This is a genomic window from Lacticaseibacillus boliensis, assembly GCF_054784775.1.
In genome coordinates, this window is the sequence record NZ_BAAIHN010000006.1 from 41,248 (window position 1) to 59,912 (window position 18,665).

Here is an 18,665-nt window from a genome sequence, read left to right on the forward strand (position 1 = left end):
CATGTGATTTTTAATTGTTGTCAAACGTTATTGAATGATGGGGGTAGTTTCGTGAAAACTAGTCGAATTAAAGCGTCATTATTAGCCAGCACCGCAGTTTTTGCTGGCGTTCTTTTTGCTCAGGGACAGGCAAAGCAAGTGGCTGCTAGTAGCACTGTTACAATCAACTATGCGTCCAACTTGCGGCAAGGACCCAGCACCAGCGCCAAAATCGTTGGCGGACTGAGTGTTGGGGCGACGTATACATACAGCCAAACCGCAACGGCCAACGGGTACACGTGGTATCAGATCGGGGCCAATCGTTGGGTCGCTTCTGCAGGGGCGACGGTTACCAACGGCGCTACGACCACTACGTCCGCAACTGGCAAGGTGCAGATCAAATATACTTCCAATCAGCGCAGCGGCGCCGGGACTAGCTACGGCATTACCGGTAAGCTCGCGGTAGGGCAAGTGTATAGCTATACGGCGACCGCGACGGCCAACGGCTATACATGGTATAAGATTGGCACGAACAAGTGGGTGGCTTCAGCAGGCGCGGCGGTCACAAACGCCAGCACGACACCTGCAACCAGCACACCGACGACGGCCAGCGGCAAGGTGCGGATCAACTACGCGTCTAACCAGCGTAGCGGTGCCGGCACCGGTTATAGCGTCACTGGGCGTCTTGCGGTGGGCAGCATCTACAGTTACAGCGCCACCACAACGGCCAACGGGTACACATGGTATCAGATCGGGGCCAACGCGTGGGTGGCTTCTGCAGGGGCTTCGGTTTACACCGGCAGTGGTAGCACCAATGGCGCCACCACGACGACCGGCACCACTGCCAACGCCAAGGTCAACGCGGTGATCGCATTGGCTAAAACTGAAATTGGTAAGCCATACGTTTGGGGCGCAAAAGGGCCAAACAGTTTTGACTGCTCGGGCTTGATGTACTACGTCTTCTTGCACGGTGCTGGGGTGAACATCGGTGGCTACACGGTCGCTCAGGAGTCTGCAGGGACTAGGGTTTCACTAAGCAATCTCAAGCCAGGCGATATCTTGTTCTGGGGGAGTGCCGGTGCTTCATATCATGATGCCTTGTATATCGGTAATAACCAGTACATTGCCGCGCCAGAACCTGGAGAAAACGTGAAGGTTGCGACAATTTCGAATTACTTCATGCCAAGCTTTGGCGTTCGCGTATTGAAATAATCGTCTATCCAAAAAACACCGCCAACACCCTCAAATACTGAGTGCTGGCGGTGCTTCTTACGTGATGCTATTTAACTGCGGACTGTTTCAACTCGGTTTGCAACGCCAGCCCGAGCGCACGAGCGCCGGCTTTGATCGCCGTTAAGGAAGCGCCAGTGAAGTTCAAGCGGGCACCGTTGGTCATCGTGTGATCGGGAACCATGATGCTGGCAGGGACAAAAGAGACGTTTGCTTCAGGTAACAACGTATCGTTCATGAAGGCTTCAGCGTCGAAGCCTTCTGGTAGGCGCAGCCACAAGAAGAAGCCGCCTTCTGGGTCGTTGATCGAACAACCATTAGGGAGATATTGGCGTAGCGTCTTCACCATCAAGTTCTTCTTCTCACGATAGCAGGCGCGAATCGTCTCGATGTGAGCATCAAGGTCGTTGTGTTCGAGGTAATTGTCGATCCCGTGCATCATCAGGTTGCTGGATTCGACATCGACGCCGCCTTTGAGTGACATTAGCGGGCGTAAAAGGGCAGGGCTAGCATTCACCCAGCCGAGGCGTAGGCTAGGCGCGAGGATCTTGGAGAAGCTACCAAGAAAGATTACCCGGCCTTGGGTGTCAAAATGACGCAGTGGTGGCAGACTTTCGCCAGTGTAGCGCAGGTCGCGGTAAGGCCCGTCTTCAAGGATCACGACATCGTATTGGTTCGCCAAAGCGACAAGCGCCTTGCGCTTGGCCAAAGACATGACGGTACCAGTCGGATTTTGAAAATCTGGGATCGTGTAGATCATTTTCACGTGATGGGTCATTAAGACCTTCTGTAGGGCGTGGAGATCCATACCGTCTGCTTCCATTGGCACGGTGTAATAAGTCGGCTGATAGGCGTCAAAAGCCGCCAAGGCGCCCACATAAGTTGGGCCTTCAACGACTAAGCCATCGCCTGGGTTCAATAACAAGCGGGCAGTGAGATCGATGCCTTGTTGGGCACCTTGCGTCAGCAAGATATCGTCAGCCGAAGCGTCGATATCGTTGCCCTGCATCCGCTTAGCGAGCTTCTCGCGTAGCGGGCGGTAGCCAGCGGCGGAGGTGTATTGGAGCAATTCGGTGTCGTCAGAGGCAAAGCTGTTGGCAAAAGCCGCATTCAGTTCGCGTTTAGGAAACAGGCTACGATCTGGATACCCACCGGCAAAAGAGATCACATCCGGAGTGCTGGCGGCAAACAGTGCCTCTAATCCTGTTGCTGCATTATGGTTATTGCGTTGTGCGAATTCCATCGTGACCTCTTCCTTTCATGAATTAACTTGACTTCATCATACCGAGATCCTATGATGAAGTAAAATTCAACTTGTTCAAACTTACATGAACAATTCTCAACAATGAGCCAAGGCGCAGTTCAGGAGGGCATTATGAGTAATTTTAGCTATGAAGTTTTTAGTGCGGTTGTCGAAAAAGGGACGTTCATGCAGGCGGCGGCAGAGTTAAACGTCACACCTAGTGCCGTTTCTCACAGCATCTCGCAACTCGAATCCGATCTGGGCTTTCCATTGTTTATCCGCAACCGTACCGGCGTGGAGCTGACACCGGATGGCAACGCCATTTTGCCCACCATCCAATCGATTCTCAACCTCGAAGACCAACTGGTGCAGATTGCAGACAATATCAATGGTATCAACACCGGACGGATCCGGATCGGAGCCTTTTCATCGGTGTCCAACAATTGGCTACCTGAGATCATCATGGCCTTCAGAAAGCAATATCCGAAGATCGATGTGTCCTTGGTTCAAGCTAGCTTTAATGAGGTCGCAGAGCAGGTACGGGTGGGGACAATCGACATCGGGTTTTCGCTGATGCCGGTGCCCAAGCAACTCATCGCGATCCCACTATTGCAAGATCCGATCTACTGCATCACGCCACGGGCCTATACGCCGGCTAACGGGACCTTCATGACCGATCGGGACATGGCCCATCAGAACTTCATTTTGCAACAGGCCGACTATGACCGCGACACCAAAAAAGCGCTTGACCGCTACAATGTTTCGACGAATTCGCTGCATTATTCGCTCGATGATCAAAGCATTTTGTCGATGGTCGAAGCGGGCTTAGGCTTAGGGGTGCTTCCGCGCTTGGCGCTACAAAAGCTTGTCGGGGATGTCAACACCTTCCCATTCTCCGAGCCCTTCGCCCGCACCTTGTGTCTGGTCATGAATCCCACCACCCAAAAGTCGCCTTCCGTCGCCAAGATGCAAGAAGTCATCATCGACTACATGCGCACGAATTACCCAGAAGACTGCCTGGTCCCACGGCAATAATGCTGTCCGGCAACGTAAGCATTTTGCGTTGGGTAGACCAGTAAACTGTCGGGTGCGGGCGAAAGTGACTCCAGCAGGTTTCAATCTGTCGTGGAGAGGGTGCTCGGCGAAGCTAACTCAGCTTCGCTGAGTGGATCTCCACCTGCGCTTGGCTGTAAGCGACAAGTCGCTAACAGCAATCTCACCACGTCAGATTGACCTGCTTCCGTCACTTTCGCCCACACCCTGGATTCTGCGTATCAGGATAATTTGATGTCATGGACAAACGGGTCAACTCGTTGATTATAACTAATCCGTTCTTAGTTAGATGTACTGTCAGCCGCTAGTCCATTTCTACTCCCGTGGAATTTGCCACTTCCGGTGACACAGGACGCTAACGTCAGGGTTTGGTGTGTGGAGGCCCGAGATGGCTCAGGCGCGGCATTGTTGTTAGCGGCTTGCCGCTCACAACAAAGGCGTCGAGGAAGATCCACTCATAGCGCAGCGGAGAGTTAGCTTCCGAGCGCCTCGCACCGTTCCAGCCATCTCAAGGGCCGGAACATACCAAACCCGACCTATACCACTATCCCCAACGCATCCCAAAGAAGACTTACGTTGCCGGACAACGACAGTAGATGAAACAAGCCCAACCGGAACGTGAGAGTCCTGGTTGGGCCTGTTTGGTTAGCGTTTGGTTGGTAGCTGGTCCATTGTGTGGTTGAGCGCCGCGTCAACGGCGTTGTTGTTTTCGTTGTTGGCGTGGCCTTTGACCTTGTGGAACGTGACTTGGTTGAAGCGGTTGATCTGGGCGAGTAACTGCTGCCATAGATCGGCGTTGATGACGGGTTTGCCGCCTTTGATCCAGTTGTTTTGTTGCCACTTGACCCACCAGCGTTGTTGCATGGTGTTGATGACATAGGCCGAGTCGGAATAGATATCGACTGGCACCTCTGGCTTTTTAATCGCCTTAAGGCCTTGAATGACGGCCATGATCTCCATGTAATTGTTGGTGCGGCCATAGTCACCGCCGGAGAGCATTTTCTTGTGATCGCCGTAAATCAAAAGTGCCGCCCAAGCGCTTTTGTCGGTCGGCCGGACGGAGCCGCCTTTGTTGTTGCCAGTGTTGCGGTTGCCGCCGTCGGTGTAAAGTGTGATTTCTGCCATGTGATCCCGCCTTTCGTCCCTCCATTGTACGGCAGTGGTACAATAGAACTCAATGCCTAACGAGGAGGCGGCGTATGACCCGCAAACTGATTGCTTTAGATCTTGATGGTACCACGCTGAACCAAGCCGGTTTGCTGAGTGCCAAAACCGTTGCGACACTACAAAAGGCAAGTGCTGCTGGGCATCTTGTAGTGATCGCGACCGGAAGACCGGATGCCATTTCCGAAACAATTTATGATGAGCTTCACCTGCAAGGCCCGATGATCAACTTCAACGGTGCGCTGGTCCATATCCCGCACCAGCGTTGGCGCGGGGAGCGCCAAGTAGCCATCGAGGTCCCGACTGCGCTGGCACTACGCCGGTTCAAGCGAGAGTTTCAAATCCGGTTGATGATTGCGGAAGGCAAGCGGTTGCTCGTGGCGGATCGTGGGTATCGTAACGTGCCTTTTTTGCCTGATATGCCGCATCCTGATCGTTTGTTGAATGTGTCTGGGCTGACGCAGGCCCCTATTTCTGTGACGATGTTTATCAAAGAAACGACGCTGGCGCCGTTGCAGGCTGCGATCGTTGCGGCCTTTCCACAGCTGACGCCAAAGACTTGGGGCGCTTGGAGTGGTGAAGACACAGCGCTTGAGGTGACCGCGGGGCAGACCGGTAAGGCCAAGGCGCTGGCTTATGTCGCTTCCCAGTATGGCATTGCGCGCGACGATATCGTGGCGTTTGGAGATGACCTCAACGATTTGGACATGCTGGCGTTTGCCGGCGTCGGGGTGGCGATGAAAAACGCGCGTCCTGAGTTGTTGGCAGTGGCCGATGCCATCACGGCGCGCGATAATGCAGCCGACGGCGTAGCAGATTATTTGACTACGCATTTGGCGTTGTAGGGACAATGTATGCGGCTTTGGAGCATAACCACACGTCATTCACTTACAGCGTTGAGCGTGATGAGACGGGAATTATACTGGTGATAAAGGAGTGGTGACATGCAGCAACCAAAAACGCATCTATCGAGTGCAAAGCTTCTTGGGATGTTCAGTTTTTCGTTGATCTTGAACGGGTTTGGCAACGGGTTGACCGTGGCGATGAACTTAGGGTCAGCGTTGTGGACGTCGAGTGCGGTCAATCTTAGCCATGCCTTTTCCGTGTCGCTACTTACCATCTTGTTGCTCGAAGGGGTCGCGGTGGTGATTACAAACACGATGATTCTCGGGCATATCGATTGGCGGCGGATCTTCGGGAACTTCTTGTATATGATTCCGTTTTCTTTCCTTGTGTCTGGTTTCGCGTATGTGATTCGTTTGACGCCGGTGGTCGATCTACCGCTAGCGGCGCGGGTAGTGTTGGATCTGTTGGGGATCGTCTGCATTGGTAGTGCGACGTCGATCTACCAGCGCATCAACGTGCTCTTGCACCCCAACGATGACTTCATGCAGATCCTGCGCTTCCGCTTCCTGCATGGTAACGCCGCTGCTGCCCAACCGGTGTCGTTCATCCCCCCAATTGTGTTGGATCTGCTGTGTTTGCTGTTTACCCATCAGCTCTACGCCGTCAACATTGGGACCTTGTTCTCATTGGTCGCACAAGGTGCTATCGTCGGGGTGGCAGACAGGCATGTCTTTCCAAAATTAAAGCATCGTCACTTAAAGGTCTGACAAAGGCCTTTTTCTTATGGGCTTCTCATCATCTTGCCAGAATGGCTTGATACAATTGCGGATAGTTAACTCTGGGAGGAATATGATGGCTACTCGCAAACTAACCCGCCAGGAACTGCTCTTCATTGGGACCATGCTGTTTGGGCTGTTCTTCGGTGCTGGTAATTTGATTTTTCCGGTCTTTGTCGGGCAAGAAGCCGGCAGCCAGCTGTGGCCGGCGTTGCTCGGGTTTCTGTTATCCGGGGTCGGCTTGCCGCTACTTGGGGTGGCGGCCATCGGGATCACCAAGGTCGACGGCGTGTATGAACTTGCCAAAAAAGCCAACCGTCCGTTCGCCTACGTGTTTACGATTTTATTGTATCTGTGTATCGGACCGCTGTTTGCCTTGCCGCGGCTGGCGACGATTTCCTTTGAAATCGGGCTGACACCTTTTGTCGCGACGCCGCACACGACGCCGGCGCTATGGGTGTATTCGGTGCTCTTCTTTGCCGTGGCGTGGTGGTTTGCACGCAAACCCAGCAAGATCATGGTATATGTCGGTAAGGTGCTCACGCCAACGTTTCTGGGCGTATTGGCGATCCTGTTGGCAGCAGTAGTCATCCATCCCCTCGGGCATGGACAGGCAGCCGCAGGCACTTATCGGACCGCGGCGCTGTCCACGGGTTTCACCGCTGGTTATTCGACGATGGATGCCTTAGCTGCACTGGCCTTTGGCATCATTGTCGTCAACGCGTTGCGGGATCTTGGGGTTACCCAGCCGACTCAGATCGCCAAGCACACGGTACGTGCCGGGGGCTTGGCTGTCGGGATGATGGCGGTGATCTACACTTTGCTGGCCTTGCTCGGCCGTAACGCCTTGGGGCCGTTTGCCCGTGCGGACAACGGCGGGGTGATCTTGGCCAATGTCGCGCACGCTTATTTTGGGACGGCGGGCAATGCCTTGTTGGCGGTCATCGTGATCATCGCGTGTCTCAAAACGGCGATTGGTTTAATTACGGCGTTTGGCGACACGTTCAAGGAACTGTTCCCGAAGGTGCCTTATCAGGTGCTGATCGCAGTGGCGACGTTGGTGCCGATGGTTTTTGCCAATGTTGGTTTGGATGCGCTACTAGCGGTGTCAACACCGGTGCTGACGGCGCTGTATCCGCTGGCAATCGTGTTGATCTTGGTCGGTCTTGCCAGCCCTTGGTTGGCGCGTACGCGCATGCTGTTCAACTGTACGCTGGTCGCCACGGTGATCCCAGCGCTTCTCGATGGTCTGAACGCTTTGCCGGCAGCAACACATCAAGGCTGGGTGGCTGTTGCACTACGCCTTGGCCGGCTTCTGCCTGGCTTTGCAGTTGGTCTGGGCTGGATCGTGCCTGCGCTGATTGGGGCGGTCATCGGCTGGCTGTGGGATCGCGTACGGCAACAGCGTGAGGACGTGTCGCGCTGAGCGGCATTAGAAGTGCTTAAAGAGGCTCGAAGCAAACGGATTAGGGTTTGCTTCGAGCCTTTATTGTATGTTGTCGCTGTTTTTGATTTTACTCTGCCTGTTCTTCAGGTTCTGGTTCGATGATGCCGCCGCCAAAGTTTTTCTGGATGGCTTTGAAATTAATGACAATCTTGAAGTTCAGTTCAGCCACGTTTTGTTTATCGGCAGACTCATAATCGGTGATGTCGAGTAGTGCCGAGTTCTCGTAGACCTTCTGGACCGTGCCGGTGAATGGTTTCTCCATGTCTTCTTTGACCTTGCATTGCAGGGAGTCGCCGAGATGAATATCTTCCTTCTTCATACGCTCAGATCCTTTCGCTCAATCGATATGATGATTGATGGTAAGAAGAGTATCTCATTTCGTGGAGAAATACAAGCTATTAGCGAAAATTTTCACAAAATAATTCAGATTTGCCATTCACCCATAATTTAGCTATCGTATAATAGTAAGCAATCTGAAAGGATGGGAACAAGTTTATGGCAACAATCGACGAATTAACACCCGAAGCGCAAGCGAAGGCTTTGAGTGATTTCACCAAATTTTATCTGGATAAATACCGTCATGAAGGGTTGGATCTGATCGCCCAAGCCGACGGTGCGGGGCACGTGGCGGATATCAACGCCTGGCTGGTCGCCAACGCTAACTTCACCACGGCCGAGCTACAAGCAGGGCTGCTGGCCGATCGCGGCGACAACATCAAGGCGCTGCTGACGGCGATCAAAGCACCGTTCACCGAGGCCGGGTTACCACAAACGCCTTGGGACGAATGGTTTAAACAAAGCCTGGCAAGCATCCCTCAAGGACGTTAAGCAGGTGTACGGCGGCGGATCAACGCCGTCTTTTTTTCGAAAGGAAGACGAGATGGACAAATACTTGATTATCTCCGATATCGATGGCACGTTGTCATACGATCATCAACACGTCAGCGCTAAGACGGCAACCGTCTTGCAGCAACTGTTAGATGCGGGGCATGAATTTTACGCGGCGACCGGGCGTATGTACAATCTGGCCAAGTTGATGACAGATCAGGTGGATGCACGCGCGGAGATCATCGCGTCTAACGGAGCGGTTTATGATTTCAACGGATCGCGGGTACATCATCTGATGGGCAAGCCGGCCTTGCAGGCGACCGAAACAGCCGCTTCTGCGCAAGGCTTGGTGGCGGTGTATTTTACAGATGACACCGTCTACTACACGCAGACGCCGAGTCAATCTGTGATCGATACCTTGATGAGCTTCGCCAACGACGCGGCGCACATCAAAGTCGAGCAGGTTTTTGACCAAGCGGGTCTGCTGCGCCATACCGAAGAAATCACCAACGGGATCATTTTCAGCCCTAACGATCCAGAGGCCTTGGCCAAAACAATGATGACACTGGCGGCTACTAACGCCATGCACCTGTCTGCAAGCGACGCGACGAATATCGAGCTGATCCCTAAGCACGTCGATAAGTCGACGGCAATCTCGGAACTGCAAGCTAAAACTGGGATCCCGGCATCGCGCACGATCGTTTTTGGCGACGGGCTCAACGACTTAGGCATGTTGCAGGCAGCTGGCGTCAGCGTGGCCATGGGCAATGCGGTGCCGGAAGTCGCGGCAGCGGCACGTTTCCAGACGCTCAGTAACACTGAAGACGGCATCGCCCACTTTTTGTCCCGGTACTTCGCATAATCTTGCACGCCAAACGCCTCTGAATCGCGATCCCAAAACAAATCGTGGTGCAGAGGTGTTTGTGTTTTGTTTTGGTGAAAAAGTAGACGGCAACCGCGGTGGCATGGTACATTGAAACCGCAATCAGAAAGGGTGGTAATCATGTATCAAGCAGATTCACAGCGTTATCAGCATGTGCCGTTGCGCCACGCGGGACGTTCCGGGTTGCTGCTGCCGGCAGTATCGCTTGGGCTGTGGCAACATTTTGACGCGGCGTCACCGTATGCAGCCCGCCGAGATCTATTGTTGCACGCTTTTGATGCCGGTGTCTTCCATTTTGATGTTGCGGATCACTATGGCGCCCCAGAGCTCGGGTCGAGCGAGGAGTTGTTAGGCCGTGTCTTAAGCCATGACCTGAAGCCATATCGTGACGAGCTAGTGATCGCGACCAAAGGCGGATTTTCGATCCACGAAGGGCCTTATGGCATCGGCCAGTCGCGCAAGGCCATCATGCAACATATCGATGGGTCACTGCGCCGCCTACAAACCGATTACGTGGATGTCTATTATGCCCACCGCTTTGACGAGCTGACACCGCTGGAAGAAACCGTGCAGGCCTTAGACGACGTTGTCCGCCAAGGCAAGGCGTTGTACATCGGAATCTCGAATTTTGAAACTGCCCAAGCGCAAAAAGCGATCGCGTTGTTCCGCGAACTCAAGACGCCGCTCGTGCTGAACCAGATGAGCTACAACATGTTCAACCGCAACGTCGAAACGACCGGCTTGCTGGACACTCTACGCGCCGGCGGGGTCGGCTTGATTGCTTACGGGCCGCTGTCGGAAGGGCTATTGTCTGATCGCTACCTGAACGGGTTGCCAGCAGACTTTGCGATCCACCACACCAACCAGGCGACTTTGAAAGACGGTGCTGAAGCGGTCGTGGCCAAGCTCAACGAACTGAACAAGCTCGCGGCCGATCGCGGCCAAACGCTGTCGCAGATGGCCTTGGCATGGCTGTTGCGCGATCCTGTCGTGACCAGCGTGATCATCGGCACCACCAACGCCGATCATCTCGACGACAACTTGAAGGCTTGCGACAACCTGACCTTCACGCAAGACGAATTGGAAGCCATCGATCAAATTACCAAGTAATCTTGGATTCAACTCAAAAGGCAGTCTCTCTGTTTCCAAACGGAGAGACTGCCTTATTTGTTATGGTTTGAACCGTTCGAGGTGTGCTTTGAGATATTGGGCGGTGTGGCCAGTGCCTTGGACGATGACTTCAGGCGTGCCGGTGGCGACGACCTTGCCACCAAACTCGCCGCCTTCAGGCCCCATGTCGACGATGAAATCGGCGTTGGCGAGCATATCTAAGTCGTGTTCAATTGCTAACACGGTGCCGCCGTTGGTGATCAGCCGCTGGAAGACTTGCAACAAGACTTGGACGTCTAACGGGTGTAAACCGACGCTGGGTTCATCGAAGACAAACAGCGTGCCTTTTTGCGTGCGCCCCATGTGGCTGGTCAGTCGGAGGCGTTGGGCTTCGCCACCGGACAAGGTCGGGGTGCTTTCCCCGAGATGGAGGTAACCTAGCCCCATGTCGTGAAGCGTCTGTAGAGTGGTGTGAATGGCGGGCTCGTCTGCAAAAATCGGCAAGGCGTCATCAACGGCCAAGGCGAGCAGGTCCGCGATGCTGTAACCGTGCCAGTGAACGGTCAAGATCTCTGGCGTGTAGCGCTGGCCGTGGCAGGTCGGGCAGACTTCTTGCATGTCTGGAAGGTATTGGATGTCGAGGCTGATCGCGCCGGTACCGCCACAAGTCGGGCAGGCGCCAGCTTTGACATTGTAAGAGAAGTTGCTGGCGGTGTAGCCGCGTTCCTGGCTTTCTGGCAATGCGGCAAAAAGCGCGCGCAAGTGGTCGAGGATGTCGGTGTAGGTAGCGACCGTGGAGCGAATATTTTTGCCCACCGGAGTAGCGTCGATTGCTACGACCCGGCGGATGCCCCCGCGCTTGAGAGCTTTGACAAATGCTGGGGCTGGGTGCTGCTTGGTGGCGGTTAAGGCCGGCACCAAGGCGTCGAAGATTAGCGTCGATTTGCCGGCACCGGAAAAGCCTGAGACGACCGTGAACTGGTTGATCGGCAGGCTGACAGAAAGATCATGGAGATTGAAACGGTCGGTGACAGTGAGGCCAAAGTGTTTGGTGGCAGGGACCGGCTGCGGTCGCGTGCGCAAGGTTGCTTCGCCGGTCAAAAACGGCCCGATGAGTGAGTTTGGCGCCTGGGCGACGGCGGTTGGGGTGCCAAGATTCAACAGGTGGCCGCCGGTGCTACCGGCGCCTGGGCCGATTTCTAAGACCGTGTCTGCGGCTTCGATGATGGCGGTGTCGTGGTCGACGACGACCACGGAATTGCCTTGGGCGACGAGCTCGCGCATGACCGTCAACAGGCCGTCGACGTTGGCGGGATGCAACCCGATGCTGGGCTCATCGAGGACGTACAAGACGCCGGTGGTTTGGGTACGGAGCGTGCGCGCCAGTTGGATACGCTGTAGCTCGCCGGTGGAAAGGCTGGCGCCTGCGCGACTCAAGCTGAGATAGTTGAGTCCAAGCGCCAACAGCGGCTGGAGGATCTGTGTCAGCTCGCGGATGACGTCATGGGCCAACGCCTGCATGTCTGCCGGCAACCAGGTGTTGATCTTGGGGATGAACGCTGTCAGTTCTGCCAAGGTCATGTCGGTGACTTCTGCGATGTTCTTGCCGGCGATCAGCTGCGTCAACAGCTCTGGTTTGAAGCGGCTGCCGTGGCAAGTCGGGCAGACGTCAAACTCGTAGAAGCGGTTGAGGCGGGCGATGGCCCGTTCGTTGGTCGTGGTCGCCATCGAATCGAGCACCGCGTTATAGGCGTTTTCGTAAACGGCGTTGTCCATGTGAAAAATCTTGCCGGTTTTGCTGGGGATGTTGATGGCGTAGGTCTTCTTCGGACCGTGCCAGACCATCTCTTGTTGGGCTTTGGGCAAGTCCTCAAAGGGTGTATCGATGTCGACGCCTGCGTATTGGGCGACGATCTGCATGAAGTTGCGTCCCGGCAGGCGCCAAGAAGCGACCGCACCATCCCGGATGGTCTTGGTCGGGTCGGGGATCAAGCGCGACACCGCCAGCGTCTTGGCGACGCCGGTGCCGCCGCAGGTCGGGCAGGCCCCAACAGAGTTGAAGGCGAAGCTTTCCGCTCCGTATAAGCGGATGTCGGCGCCGCAAACTGGGCAGGCGAGGTGGGCTTTTTCACCTTGTGTGTCCATCAAGTGGGCAATGGCGATCGTCGGCGGGATTTGGTGGCCGTTGGGACAGCGCGGCGAGCCGAGGCGCGAAAACATCAAACGCACGACGTTCAAGGCCTCTGTGGTGGTGCCGACGGTGCTGCGGATACCAGGCACGACCGGACGCTGGCGCAAAGCGATGGCGCTGGGGATGTGTTCGACTTTGTCGACTTGCGCGTGGCCGACTTGGCTAAGTCGCCGGCGCGTGTAGGTCGACAGCGCTGAGACGTAACGCCGCATGCCTTCAGCGTATAAGACACCCATGGCGAGGCTGGATTTTCCCGAACCAGAGCGGCCGGTGATGGCGACCAGCTGGTGCAATGGGATATCGACGTCGATATTTTTCAAGTTATTGACATGCGCGCCGCGCACGACAATGTGAGTGGGAATCGTGGTATGATTTGGCATAGTAACCTCTTTAGTGGACAAATTGAATGGTATATCAGTAGTGTACCACTGAGAAAAACAACAAAAAAAGTCTGGCATTACGCCAGACATATCAGGAGGCTCCCAATGGATCAACAAGCGTTCAATCATCGTAGCATTCGCGCGTTCAAAGACGAACCCGTCGACTATCAGGCATTGCTTGCCGTCGCTCAGGCAACCAGTTCAAGTGAATTTCTGCAAGAATTCACGGTGATTCGCGTCACCGACCAGGCGTTGCGCGACGCGATCGTCAAGATCACCAACTGTGCCTTCATTGCTGGGCCCGGTGAACTGTTCATTTTTGTGGTCGATACCGGCCGGGATATCCGGATCGCCGATTCCCAAACAGACAACCACAACTTCAGAAACTGGAACGCCTTTTTAGCCGGTGCCTTCGATTCTGCGCTGGCCGCACAAAACGTCTTGGCCACCGCGGAACGCAGCGGGTTGGGCGGCGTCATGCTTGGCAGCATTTTGAACGATCCCCAGCAGATGATCGACCTGTTACACCTGCCACGCTATACCTTCCCCTTGCTCGGGCTGATGGTTGGAGTGCCAGATCAGTTGCCGGACGCCAAGCCGCGCCTACCTAAGCCGCTGGTCGTCGGCGAAAACAGCTACCCGCAAGCCACTGCAGATCTGGCGGCGTATGATCGTCAACTGGCGGACTATTACCAGTCACGGGCGTGGAATCCACGCGAAGAGACGTTCACCAGCCTTGTGCAGCGGCATCTGAGTGCAGATCAGCATCACCGCGATGAGATCGGCGCGATCCTCAAGGCGCAAGGCTTCGTGTTGCCTCAATAAGGACATCGTTAGCGTCTTCGAGCAGGTTGGTGAGCTTGCGGAATTTCTTTTTGCCCAAGCCGTCGCGGAGATGTTCCAACGGCTGAAAATAATCCGCGGCCAAGGCTGTTGCCAGCTCCGCACCGGCAGGCGTCAGCGTCAGCGTGAAGCTGCGCTTGTCTTGCGGGGTGATGGTCTTGGCGACCAACCCTTCTGCCAACAGCGGGCCCAAGGCTTTGGTGATCGCAGCACGCGAGACTTGCCATTCACGGGCCAAGGTGCTGGGTTGCGGCGCGACGGGCCGATCGATCAGCCCCAGCAACAGCCGGATTTCAGGGGAAGGCCGACTCAGGCGCATCGGCGGGACCAAGCGCAAAAACTGTTGCAGCGTCTCGCTGGTGGTAAACATTTCTGGCTTCATGATGGTGCCCTCCTTTAGGCGGGATGTGTCCAAAGATTCCTACTTTAAGTGTAACCAAGTGCAGGCGCGACAAACAAGTTAGAAGGTGACCGAGATGGATCTAAAACAATTGCAGGCTTATGCAGATAGGGTAGCTGCGACCGACCACAGTGGCCATGCCGATGACCATATTCAGCGCGTGGTCGCTAACGTTAAGCGGTTGTTGGCCGAGACGCCAAAAGCAGACGCGACGATTGCCTTGGCCGCGGCGATGTTGCATGACACCTATGATGACAAACTGGTGGCTGACGTTACCGCCGCCCGTCAACAAACGCAGGCCCAGCTAGCAAAAGCCGGCGCAACGGCTGCTCAGCAAACGGCGGTGCTTGCAATCATCGATCATATGGGGTTCAAGGCCAACCTCGCCGGCCACCAGAAGTTGATCCTGGAAGGCGAGCTCGTTCAAGACGCTGATCGGTTAGACGCGTTGGGTGCAATCGGCATCGCGCGCGCCTTCATGTATGGCGGTGTGCACGGCAGTAAAATGTACGATCCCCAACTGCCGCCACGGCAGACACTAGACGCCACTAGTTACCGTCAAGGCGAGTCGACGGTGCTCAATCATTTTGAAGAAAAGCTCTTCAAACTCGCCGGGCAAATGAACACGTCGGCGGGCAAAATTGTCGCCCAACAACGCACTGGCGTCATGCGCCAATTTGTCACTGAATTTCTGCTTGAATTTAATGGGAAAGCGTGACTTTTTTAGTCAAAAGGGTTGCAACACCGTGTCAGATATTGTATATTAATTGGGCAGTTGTTTTTCTTAAAACAAACGCATATGCCGTCTTAGCTCAGCAGGTAGAGCGCAGCCATGGTAAGGCTGAGGTCACCGGTTCGAATCCGGTAGACGGCAGCGTTGCCCAACTTACGAGTTGGGCTTTTTTTGTTATTTAATTCGTTGAAATCCGGAGGTGTTGAATGAGCCTTTTCAAGTCATTAGGGCGCATTGCGGCGGTTGTCGGCGTGTTCGCCTTGTACAGTGTCGCCGAGGCAATCAGCGTGTTGCCAACGATGCTGACCAATGGCAAGGCCAACGCCGTTTTGGTCGGTGTGGTCTTTGCCGTTGTGTTTGGAAGCCTGATTTACTTGCTGGCGTCGATGTATCAGTACTTTTTACGCAGCGAGACACCGCAACTTTTTGGTCCGCGCCGACCAGATAAAAAGGTGTGGCGCTTCATGGCGGGGATGGTGTTGGCACTGGTGCTCATCCAGGCCTTAAACGCGGTCGCCATCAGCTTGCACTGGGTGGCGGAATCACAGAATCAAGACGCCTTGGTCAAGCTGCTCCAACAAGCGCCGCTGGCGATGGTGTTAGTCGCCGTTGTCGGGGCGCCACCGGTGGAAGAGCTGATCTTCCGCGGGTTGTTGATGCACAGCTTCCCACACTTAGAAAAGCGTGGCTGGTTAGTCGCCGCCGGTACCGTCTCGGCTGTGGTCTTCGGGCTCTTGCACGCTGGGCCCAGCGAACCGTACAGCATGGTGTCTTATATCGCCATGGGTGCGGTATTTGCGGCAACATATGCTTACACCAAAGACATCCGCTACAGCATCGCGTTGCATTTTCTCAACAATTTTGTGGCGTTATTCATCTAAATTCAAAACAGCCTCAGATACTGAAAATCCAGTATCTGGGGCTGTTTTAGGTTTTGTTCTTGCTGTCGGGTGTAGGCAAAAGCGACTCCAGCAGGATCGATCTGTCGCCTTCGCCTACACCCTGAATTTGACGTTACAATATCATTCGATGGCCAGCGATCGTGTTTCTTTAACCGGATATGGGGCTAGCGGCGCGTAGACGGAAATGGCAGTATGCAGTGATAACGCCAACGCCTGTGAGACAGCTTAGCTGGTTCACAGGCGTTGGCGTCGGCAATTTTGGAGACGCAAAGCGGCTTCAAAATTAGTCGTAAGACTGCAAAGCAGGCTGAAGACGGCCGCACAGCATACTGTCATTGCCGTGGAAGACGACTGTCTGTCTCAGGCGTGTTGAGGATCGCCTTGGGGGCGCTCGTAGAGGTCTTCTGGTAAGGCCGTGATCAAGGGACTGGGATCGTCTAAGGCGACTAAGGTCAGGTGGTGCAAGGCACGAGAACTCAAGGTGTATAAGATATCGCGGTCGGCTTCTGAATTGTAGGTCGAAGCTGAGATATCCCAGCCGATCACGGCGTCAAACTCTAAGCCCTTGGCTAGGTAGACCGGCAAGATCAAACAGCCGGTATGCATGGTGTGGTCGGCCGGCGACAGCAGGTGCGTCGGGGTGTCGATCTTCAAGGTCGTGTAGAGTTGCTCGGCCGCGGCACGATTTTTGGTCAAGATCGCAACGGTGTGGTTGGCACGCAACAAAATGTTGGCCAGCTGGGTCAGATGGGTGATGGCTTCTGTCTTGGGAACGGTGAGGACCTGCGGCTTTTGGCCGTCGCGGTTGAACGCCTGGATGTGCCGGCCGTCAGGAAGCAGCGCCTTGCCAAAGTTGGTGATCGGTTGTGTGGAGCGATACGACTTGTTTAAGCTGATCAGCTCGACACGCATGCCGGCAAAAACGGCCTCGATTTCGTGGATGAAGTCGCTGGGCTGGTAGTTGCTGGTGAACACGTCTTGCTTGGCGTCACCCAATAAGGTCATCTTGGCTTTAGGGAAGGCGTGGTGGAGGTAGCGTAGCTGACACATCGAGTAGTCTTGCATCTCATCGATGAAGACGTATTGGATCTGGTGGTTGGCGCCGGCGCCGGCGATGGCGTCGCGCAGATAAAGGATCGGCGCGGCGTCTTCAAGCCGCAGGCGGTGGGCTTCGAGGTCGGCGGCAACGGCTTCGGCCATGGTCGCCCACACGTCAACCGTGACGTCAGGCGCACAGACGGTGGTCAAAAAGCGCTGGTACTCTTGGTACTCGTCGAGGAAGTAGTCGTTGTAGATGGCGTCGTACACGGGTTCAAAGGCGTCTGCAACGACGCTTTCAGCGATGAAGCGCGCTTCTTGATCGCCGGTGGCAAAATGATGATCGCCGATGATCGCGCGGGCTTGGTCGTCTGATAGCAGGTCGAGTCGGTCTTGCACCCAGTCTTCGTAGGCGGCCAACTTGATGCGAGTCTTCAACCGCCGGATCAAGGTGTTCTTGGTGTCCAAGAATTTGTTGGCGGCGGTTGCCGTTGCCGGCTGACTGGCATAAATCTTAGTGATGGTTTTGGCTGAGAAGAAGACCTCACCGTTGAGCATGATATCGATGAAATAAGGGATGCGGCCGGGTTCGTCGGCGTAGGCTTGGATGGCGTCGAGGTAAGAGGCGCTTTCTTTGAAGCGGCGAATCTTCTTGGTGGTTTCGGGCAGTCCTTGGCCGTCTTGTTCGAAGCGTTCAAAAAGCGTCTGCACGTGTAGACCGGAGAAGCGCTTGGCGAAGAATTCGTACATCGTTGCTTGGCGCATGTTCTTTTCGCCTAGGCTTGGGAGCACCGCAGAGATGTAGTTGGCAAACAGTTGGTTTGGTGAGAACAACACCATTTGATCTGCGTCTAGCGATTCGCGGGCGTGGTACAGCAAGTACGCCACGCGTTGAAGCACCGCGCTGGTTTTGCCAGAGCCGGCGACGCCTTGCACGACCAAAACATCGGCGCTGGTGTCTCTGATAATGTCGTTTTGTTCCTTTTGGATCGTGGCGACGATGTTTTGCATGTAGTCATCGGTTTGTTTGCCTAGCACGGATTGGAGGATCTCGTCGCCGACGGTTTCATTGGTGTCGAACATGTTGGTGATCTTGCCGGCTTGGATCATGAACTGGCGTTTCTTGGTGAGCTCGACTTGTTCTTGGCCGAACGGGGTCTCGTAGCTGACCGAACCGAGGGTGCCATTGTAATAAACGGAGGAGATCGGCGCCCGCCAGTCGTAAACCAGAAATTGGTTGTTGGCATCCATGAAGGTGCCGGTACCAATATATAAGGTTTCCGGGGTGTCGCCATCGGTGATGTCGATACGCCCAAAGTATGGGTTCCCTTGCAGCCGCGTCAGGCGCGACTGTTCGTGTTCGAGAATGGTTTCATTTTCGACGGCCCGGGCGACCATCATCTTCTGTTGCTGAACCGCGGCGTTGGTTTCCATCCGGTCGTCGATTTCGGTGATGTTGACCTTGGTGGCATCGCCGTAACTTTGTTCAATGCGGGTGGTGTCTTCGTGGGCTTCTTCTAGCTGTTCAGTGATGACGCCAAGGCGCGCGTTGAGCTTGGCGATGACGGCATCAACTCTGATCTGTTCTTGGGCTTTCGTGGCATTTTTCATCTCGGTTC

Annotated in this window: 16 protein-coding genes, 1 tRNA gene and 2 pseudogenes; 13 read left to right on the forward strand and 6 right to left on the reverse strand. The window is 54.9% G+C overall.

What is annotated here, in order from left to right; all coding sequences use genetic code 11:
• Positions 1-138: 138 nt before the first annotated feature.
• Both ACYVRB_RS04210 and ACYVRB_RS04215 read left to right on the forward strand, forming a co-directional pair.
• Positions 139-306 (forward strand): annotated as a pseudogene (locus tag ACYVRB_RS04210) (SH3 domain-containing protein); the annotation flags it as partial.
• A 522-nt stretch (positions 307-828) separates the two neighbouring features.
• A pseudogene (locus tag ACYVRB_RS04215) lies at positions 829-1,191 on the forward strand (C40 family peptidase); the annotation flags it as partial.
• A 67-nt stretch (positions 1,192-1,258) separates the two neighbouring features.
• On the opposite strand, the gene ACYVRB_RS04220 reads toward ACYVRB_RS04215, so the two are convergent.
• A complete protein-coding gene (locus ACYVRB_RS04220; protein ID WP_461213774.1) occupies positions 1,259-2,452 on the reverse strand; it encodes an aminotransferase-like domain-containing protein in 1,194 nt (397 codons plus the stop codon).
• Between the two features lie 132 nt (positions 2,453-2,584).
• Between ACYVRB_RS04220 and ACYVRB_RS04225 the strand changes: the two genes are divergently transcribed.
• A complete protein-coding gene (locus ACYVRB_RS04225) occupies positions 2,585-3,487 on the forward strand; it encodes a LysR family transcriptional regulator (protein ID WP_461213776.1) in 903 nt (300 codons plus the stop codon).
• Positions 3,488-4,150: 663 nt separating this feature from the next.
• On the opposite strand, the gene ACYVRB_RS04230 is transcribed toward ACYVRB_RS04225, so the two are convergent.
• A complete protein-coding gene (locus ACYVRB_RS04230; protein WP_461213778.1) occupies positions 4,151-4,630 on the reverse strand; it encodes a ribonuclease H family protein in 480 nt (159 codons plus the stop codon).
• A gap of 74 nt (positions 4,631-4,704) precedes the next feature.
• Here ACYVRB_RS04230 and ACYVRB_RS04235 point away from each other — a divergent pair, with 74 nt between their 5' ends.
• The 3 genes from ACYVRB_RS04235 (at position 4,705) to brnQ (ending at position 7,717) form a co-directional block, all read left to right on the forward strand.
• Positions 4,705-5,514 carry a Cof-type HAD-IIB family hydrolase gene (locus tag ACYVRB_RS04235; RefSeq protein ID WP_461213780.1) on the forward strand — a complete coding sequence of 270 codons (810 nt, stop codon included), beginning with the start codon at positions 4,705-4,707 and terminating at the stop codon, positions 5,512-5,514.
• A gap of 99 nt (positions 5,515-5,613) precedes the next feature.
• A complete protein-coding gene (locus ACYVRB_RS04240; RefSeq protein WP_461213781.1) occupies positions 5,614-6,282 on the forward strand; it encodes a hypothetical protein in 669 nt (222 codons plus the stop codon).
• An 82-nt stretch (positions 6,283-6,364) separates the two neighbouring features.
• On the forward strand, positions 6,365-7,717 hold the full coding sequence (gene brnQ / locus ACYVRB_RS04245) for a branched-chain amino acid transport system II carrier protein (protein WP_461213782.1): 1,353 nt from the start codon (positions 6,365-6,367) through the stop codon (positions 7,715-7,717).
• 88 nt (positions 7,718-7,805) lie between these two features.
• Here brnQ and ACYVRB_RS04250 read toward each other — a convergent pair whose 3' ends face one another.
• Positions 7,806-8,057 carry a DUF2187 domain-containing protein gene (locus ACYVRB_RS04250; protein ID WP_461213784.1) on the reverse strand — a complete coding sequence of 84 codons (252 nt, stop codon included), beginning with the start codon at positions 8,055-8,057 and terminating at the stop codon, positions 7,806-7,808.
• Between the two features lie 176 nt (positions 8,058-8,233).
• Between ACYVRB_RS04250 and ACYVRB_RS04255 the strand changes: the two genes are divergently transcribed.
• The 3 genes from ACYVRB_RS04255 (at position 8,234) to ACYVRB_RS04265 (ending at position 10,559) form a co-directional block, all read left to right on the forward strand.
• The gene (locus tag ACYVRB_RS04255) at positions 8,234-8,566 is read left to right on the forward strand and encodes a hypothetical protein (RefSeq protein ID WP_461213785.1); all 333 of its coding nucleotides are present in this window, start codon (positions 8,234-8,236) and stop codon (positions 8,564-8,566) included.
• 52 nt (positions 8,567-8,618) lie between these two features.
• A complete protein-coding gene (locus ACYVRB_RS04260) occupies positions 8,619-9,428 on the forward strand; it encodes an HAD family hydrolase (protein WP_461213786.1) in 810 nt (269 codons plus the stop codon).
• A 141-nt stretch (positions 9,429-9,569) separates the two neighbouring features.
• Positions 9,570-10,559, forward strand: coding sequence for an aldo/keto reductase (locus ACYVRB_RS04265; RefSeq protein WP_461213788.1), 990 nt, complete (start codon positions 9,570-9,572; stop codon positions 10,557-10,559).
• Positions 10,560-10,619: 60 nt separating this feature from the next.
• Here the strand turns inward: ACYVRB_RS04265 and ACYVRB_RS04270 are convergent, their stop codons facing one another.
• Positions 10,620-13,130: an excinuclease ABC subunit UvrA gene (locus ACYVRB_RS04270; RefSeq protein ID WP_461213789.1), complete on the reverse strand. Its 2,511-nt coding sequence runs from the start codon at positions 13,128-13,130 to the stop codon at positions 10,620-10,622.
• 105 nt (positions 13,131-13,235) lie between these two features.
• Between ACYVRB_RS04270 and ACYVRB_RS04275 the strand changes: the two genes are divergently transcribed.
• Entirely contained in the window at positions 13,236-13,955 is a 720-nt protein-coding gene (locus ACYVRB_RS04275; RefSeq protein WP_461213791.1) for a nitroreductase family protein, read from the forward strand.
• Here ACYVRB_RS04275 and ACYVRB_RS04280 read toward each other — a convergent pair.
• On the reverse strand, positions 13,924-14,355 hold the full coding sequence (locus tag ACYVRB_RS04280) for a MarR family winged helix-turn-helix transcriptional regulator (protein ID WP_461213793.1): 432 nt from the start codon (positions 14,353-14,355) through the stop codon (positions 13,924-13,926). The genes ACYVRB_RS04275 and ACYVRB_RS04280 overlap by 32 nt on opposite strands.
• A gap of 94 nt (positions 14,356-14,449) precedes the next feature.
• Here ACYVRB_RS04280 and ACYVRB_RS04285 point away from each other — a divergent pair, with 94 nt between their 5' ends.
• The 3 genes from ACYVRB_RS04285 to ACYVRB_RS04295 all read left to right on the forward strand — a co-directional run bounded on the left by ACYVRB_RS04285 (position 14,450) and on the right by ACYVRB_RS04295 (position 15,987).
• The gene (locus ACYVRB_RS04285) at positions 14,450-15,091 is read left to right on the forward strand and encodes an HD domain-containing protein (protein ID WP_461213794.1); all 642 of its coding nucleotides are present in this window, start codon (positions 14,450-14,452) and stop codon (positions 15,089-15,091) included.
• Between the two features lie 83 nt (positions 15,092-15,174).
• A tRNA-Thr gene (locus ACYVRB_RS04290) sits at positions 15,175-15,247 on the forward strand.
• A gap of 65 nt (positions 15,248-15,312) precedes the next feature.
• The gene (locus tag ACYVRB_RS04295; RefSeq protein ID WP_461213795.1) at positions 15,313-15,987 is read left to right on the forward strand and encodes a lysostaphin resistance A-like protein; all 675 of its coding nucleotides are present in this window, start codon (positions 15,313-15,315) and stop codon (positions 15,985-15,987) included.
• A gap of 381 nt (positions 15,988-16,368) precedes the next feature.
• Here ACYVRB_RS04295 and helD read toward each other — a convergent pair whose 3' ends face one another.
• A complete protein-coding gene (gene helD, locus ACYVRB_RS04300; RefSeq protein WP_461213796.1) occupies positions 16,369-18,657 on the reverse strand; it encodes an RNA polymerase recycling motor HelD in 2,289 nt (762 codons plus the stop codon).
• Positions 18,658-18,665 lie beyond the last annotated feature (8 nt).

Coding starts and splice junctions, on each gene's coding strand:
- ACYVRB_RS04240 (WP_461213781.1), top strand. CDS start 5,614: ATGCAGCAACCAAAAACGCATCTATCGAGTGCAAAGCTTCTTGGGATG.
- ACYVRB_RS04230 (WP_461213778.1), bottom strand. CDS start 4,630: ATGGCAGAAATCACACTTTACACCGACGGCGGCAACCGCAACACTGGC.
- ACYVRB_RS04270 (WP_461213789.1), bottom strand. CDS start 13,130: ATGCCAAATCATACCACGATTCCCACTCACATTGTCGTGCGCGGCGCG.
- ACYVRB_RS04275 (WP_461213791.1), top strand. CDS start 13,236: ATGGATCAACAAGCGTTCAATCATCGTAGCATTCGCGCGTTCAAAGAC.
- brnQ (WP_461213782.1), top strand. CDS start 6,365: ATGATGGCTACTCGCAAACTAACCCGCCAGGAACTGCTCTTCATTGGG.
- ACYVRB_RS04220 (WP_461213774.1), bottom strand. CDS start 2,452: ATGGAATTCGCACAACGCAATAACCATAATGCAGCAACAGGATTAGAG.
- ACYVRB_RS04255 (WP_461213785.1), top strand. CDS start 8,234: ATGGCAACAATCGACGAATTAACACCCGAAGCGCAAGCGAAGGCTTTG.
- ACYVRB_RS04285 (WP_461213794.1), top strand. CDS start 14,450: ATGGATCTAAAACAATTGCAGGCTTATGCAGATAGGGTAGCTGCGACC.
- ACYVRB_RS04265 (WP_461213788.1), top strand. CDS start 9,570: ATGTATCAAGCAGATTCACAGCGTTATCAGCATGTGCCGTTGCGCCAC.
- ACYVRB_RS04260 (WP_461213786.1), top strand. CDS start 8,619: ATGGACAAATACTTGATTATCTCCGATATCGATGGCACGTTGTCATAC.
- helD (WP_461213796.1), bottom strand. CDS start 18,657: ATGAAAAATGCCACGAAAGCCCAAGAACAGATCAGAGTTGATGCCGTC.
- ACYVRB_RS04295 (WP_461213795.1), top strand. CDS start 15,313: ATGAGCCTTTTCAAGTCATTAGGGCGCATTGCGGCGGTTGTCGGCGTG.
- ACYVRB_RS04235 (WP_461213780.1), top strand. CDS start 4,705: ATGACCCGCAAACTGATTGCTTTAGATCTTGATGGTACCACGCTGAAC.
- ACYVRB_RS04280 (WP_461213793.1), bottom strand. CDS start 14,355: ATGAAGCCAGAAATGTTTACCACCAGCGAGACGCTGCAACAGTTTTTG.
- ACYVRB_RS04225 (WP_461213776.1), top strand. CDS start 2,585: ATGAGTAATTTTAGCTATGAAGTTTTTAGTGCGGTTGTCGAAAAAGGG.
- ACYVRB_RS04250 (WP_461213784.1), bottom strand. CDS start 8,057: ATGAAGAAGGAAGATATTCATCTCGGCGACTCCCTGCAATGCAAGGTC.